Consider the following 3174-nt stretch of genomic DNA (forward strand, 5'->3'; position numbering starts at 1 on the left):
CACCACTTATTCTACAGGTGGAAAAACAAGTAGAAGCATCACCAAGATGGGCCGTTAGCTCAGTTGGTAGAGCAGTTGGCTTTTAACCAATTGGTCGAAGGTTCGAATCCTTCACGACCCACCACTTCTTATTGATTCTGAAACACTCCTTAGAAAAACCTTTTCATTAAAGCTTGATAGCAAAAGCTCCGTTGTGTCGGTTTGAGCTAAATAGCAGTTGGCTGGCTCTTGTTAGCAAGCAATTGGTCGAAGGTTCGAATCCTTCACGACCCACCACTTCTTATTGATTCTTAAACACTCCTTAGAAAAACCTTTTCATTAAAGTTTGATAGCAAAAGCTTAGTTGTGTCGGCTTGAGCTAAATAGCAGTTGGCTGGCTCTTGTTAGCAAGCAATTGGTCGAAGGTCCGAATCCTTCACGACCCACCACTTCTTATTGATTCTGAAACACTCCTTAGAAAAACCTCTTCATTAAAGTTTGATAGCAAAAGCTTAGTTGTGTCGGCTTGGGCTAAATAGCAGTTGGCTGGCTCTTGTTAGCAAGCAATTGGTCGAAGGTTCTAATCCTTCACGACCCACCACTTCTTATTGATTCTGAAACACTCCTTAGAAAAACCTTTTCATTAAAGTTTGATAGCAAAAGCTTAGTTGTGTCGGCTTGAGCTAAATAGCAGTTGGCTGGCTCCTGTTAGCAAGCAATTGGTCGAAGGTTCGAATCCTTCACGACCCACCACTTCCTATTGATTCTGCAGCACTCCTTAGAAAACCCTTTTCACTAAAGATTGATAGCATAAACTCAGTTGTGTCGGTTTGAGCTAAATAGCAGTTGGCTGGCTCTTGTTAGCAAGCAATTGGTCGAAGGTTCGAATCCTTCACGACCCACCACTTCCTATTGATTCTGCAGCACTCCTTAGAAAACCCTTTTCACTAAAGATTGGTAGCATAAACTCAGTTGTGTCGGTTTGAGCTAAATAGCAGTTGGCTGGCTCCTGTTAGCAAGAAATTGGTCGAAGATTCGAATCCTTCACGATCCACCACTTATTATTGATTCTGAAACACTCCTTAGAAAAACCTTTTCATTAAAGATTGGTAGTAAAAGCTCCGTTGTGTCGGTTTGAGCTAAATAGCAGTTGGCAGGCTCCTGTTAGCAAGCAATTGGTCGAAGGTTCGAATCCTTCACGACCCACCACTTCCTATTGATTCTGCAGCACTCCTTAGAAAAACCTTTTCACTAAAGATTGATAGCATAAACTCAGTTGTGTCGGTTTGAGCTAAATAGCAGTTGGCTGGCTTTTGTTAGCAAGCAATTGGTCGACGATTTACGGCTTATGGAATTAAAGTCTGAATTCACTTTATTACTCTGATAATGATAAACAGCTACTTTGATTACTTCAGCCCATGCTCATTTGCTATTTTATGCCAAGCAAAGTAATTATTTTGTCGCTATTTTTGTCGATATCTTTTTTATGAAAATCTAAAAAAGTTTATGTGAATGAGACATTTTCTGATGGTATGTCTGATAATACTGAGCCTAAACAAAACGCTCAAAAATAATAAGTAAGTTTTTATTTAGTAGATGACAGCCGTGTTACATATTTTTTATCACTGTAATTTTAGCTTTCTGTTGTTGCGTAAGTTACTGTTTAAAATAGTAACATAGTTTCCCTTATTGCTGATTTACAAGTTTTACTTTATTTTTTCAACTGTAACTATTTAAGAATGGTTACATCTTTCTTCCGGTTTTCTTGTGACTTATTAACACTTTGTATTTTTCTTTACTAATATTAGCCGCGATGGATGCGGAAGTGATTAATTAGTAAAAGGTGTTCTACTTTTGTCTGATAGACCTATTGCTAATGTTGCCTTGATGTTAAGTCGGTCATATTTCGTAAGGATAATAAAAAATACGGGAGAAAGGGAATGAAACAAGCAAAATTAAGTATCTTGTGTGCTTCGCTTATAGCTGCAACGAGTATAAGTGCACAGGCTGATACGGACTTTAAATTTGGTGGTTATGTAAAAGCTGATGTGATGTTCAGTGATTACAGCAATGGCGCACCTGATTCTGGCAGTCTATCACGACAGTTTTATGTACCAGGTACCATTTATGGTGATTCAAGTAATGGTAAACAGGTTGTCGATTTTCAAGCAAGGGAATCACGCTTTAATTTTAAATCGTCTACCGATATTGATGGTCATAAGTTAGTTGGTTTCATTGAACTCGATTTTATGACTCATACCGATGGTAACGAGCGAGTATCTAACAGCTACTCGCCACGGATCCGTCAGGCATTCTTAAGTTTTGATAATTGGGCTGCCGGCCAAATGTGGACTACCTTCCAAAACCCAGGCGCCTTACCTGAAAACTTAGATTTTGTGGGTGCTGCTGAAGGTACGCCTTTTGTGCGTCAAACAATGGTTCGCTACACCAACGGTGGCTTTCAATTCTCGGCAGAAAACCCAGAAACAACACTTAATGCCTACCGAGATCCAACTGGTGGCCGTATCACAAGCGGTAGCGGTATGATACCTGATTTTGTTGCTCGCTATAACATGAAAACCGAAAGCGGCATGGCGTTTACCTTTGCCGGCCTTGCACGACAGCTTAATATTGATAAAACAGTTAGAGATGCGAATAATAATCCTACAGGTACTTATGACTCCTCAACATTTGGTTACGGTGTGAGTTTTACTGGTGTGATCCCAGTAGGACAGGATGATATTAAAATGTCTGCAACATACGGTGATGGCTTAGGGCGTTATATGGCGCTTAACTACGCTAATGCGGGTGTATTGGACGTAAATGGTGACATTGAAGCTATTACCTCTTATGGTGGTTACATCTCTTACCGTCATTGGTGGAATGATAAATGGCGTACAAGTATCACGGGCTCAGGTTTTAAAGCTGATAACAATATTGACTTGATTGGTAACAACGTCAATAAAGACTCATACTCTGGCTATATCAACTTACTTTACTCTCCAGTTAAGCCACTTACGGTTGGCGTTGAATACATGTATGCGAAGAACACCAAAGAGAATGGTTTTGATGGAGAGCTAAATCGTGTCATCTTCTCAATGAAGTATGTACTCTAGTTGATACAAGACCATTACTATTAGTTAGATAATTTAGACAATAAAAAAGGAGGCTGTAGCCTAATGCCGATCATTTAGC

General features: G+C 39.7%; 1 protein-coding gene and 1 tRNA gene. Both read left to right on the forward strand.

Annotated features, from left to right (window positions below; all coding sequences use genetic code 11):
• Positions 1 to 48: 48 nt before the first annotated feature.
• Positions 49 to 124 (forward strand) — tRNA-Lys (locus tag AB4238_RS22395).
• 1795 nt (positions 125 to 1919) lie between these two features.
• The gene (locus AB4238_RS22400; RefSeq protein WP_372035843.1) at positions 1920 to 3095 is read left to right on the forward strand and encodes a DcaP family trimeric outer membrane transporter; all 1176 of its coding nucleotides are present in this window, start codon (positions 1920 to 1922) and stop codon (positions 3093 to 3095) included.
• The last annotated feature ends 79 nt before the right edge of the window (positions 3096 to 3174 follow it).

This window comes from Shewanella sp. 10N.286.45.A1, assembly GCF_041470405.1.
Classification (GTDB): Bacteria; Pseudomonadota; Gammaproteobacteria; order Enterobacterales; family Shewanellaceae; genus Shewanella.